The 1,179-nt window shown below is 62.4% G+C and carries 1 pseudogene; it reads left to right on the top strand.

What is annotated here, in order from left to right:
- Positions 1-1,179: pseudogene (locus HV477_RS27865) on the top strand (filamentous hemagglutinin); the annotation flags it as partial.

Here is a 1,179-nt window from a genome sequence, read left to right as displayed (position 1 = left end):
CCAGGTGATGCTGGTCAACCCGGCGGGGGTGATGTTCGGTAAGGGCGCCAGGGTGAACACGGCGGGGCTGCTGGCGTCGACGAAGAACATCAGCACGGAAGACTTTATGGCAGGGCGCTACACGTTCAGCGGAGGCAGTCATCCGGGGGCGGAGATAGTGAACCAGGGGAGCCTGACCACGACGAAGGGCGGGTATATTGTCCTGGCGGCAGACCGGGTCAGGAACAGCGGTACCCTCAGCACACCGTCCGGTAAAGCGGTGCTGGCGGCGGCAGACAGGGTGACGCTGCAGCTGGATAACACGGGGCTGGCGTCGGTGTCGGTAAACGGCAGCGTGGTGAATGCCCTGGTGGAGAACAGCGGCCTGATTGCGGCGACGAACGGTCAGGTGTACCTGACGGCGCGCGGTAAGGATATGCTGCTGAACACGGTGGTGAACAACAGCGGAACCGTGGAGGCCCGGGGGCTGAACCAGCGCGGCGGCGAGATAGTGCTGGACGGTGGAGAGAGTGGTGTGGTGAGCCAGTCGGGGATGCTGCTGGCAGACAGTGAGACCGGCCGCGGCGGTAAAATCACGGTACAGGGAGCGAATATCCACCTGGCCGGCGGCAGCCGGACTTCGGCGACCGGGCGTACCGGTGGCGGCGAGGTGTACGTGGGCGGGGGCTGGCAGGGTAATGATGTGGCCATCCGCAACGCGTCAAAAGTGGTGATGGACAGGGATGCGGTCATTGACGTGTCGGCCACGGAGAAGGGTGACGGCGGTAAGGCGGTGCTGTGGTCGGAGGATTACACGAACTTCCGCGGCCGTATTCTGGCGAAGGGTGGGGCGCAGTCAGGCAACGGTGGTCAGGTGGAGACCTCCTCGCATAATAACCTGCAGGCGTTCGGCGATGTGGATGCATCAGCCCTGAATGGCCGGGGCGGCAACTGGCTGCTTGACCCGTTGGACGTGACGATAGTCAGTGGAAGCAGCAATACAAATGTGACGGAAACCGGTAAGGGAACGGAGGCGAAACTGGAGAGCGATACGGACCATGTGTTCAGTCCGTCAGCTGCGGGGGCCAGGGTCAGTGCAGTGAAAATTGCAGACCAGCTGAATAACGGAACCAGTGTGACGGTGGATACGCACGGAACGGGTACTCAGGGCGGGAACATTACGGTTAATGCGGATATCAG

The organism is Salmonella sp. SG203 (genome assembly GCF_013350575.1).
Taxonomy (GTDB): domain Bacteria; phylum Pseudomonadota; class Gammaproteobacteria; order Enterobacterales; family Enterobacteriaceae; genus Salmonella; species Salmonella enterica.
Note: the sequence above shows the minus strand (reverse complement) of the source record. Positions and strands in the feature narration are given on the sequence as shown.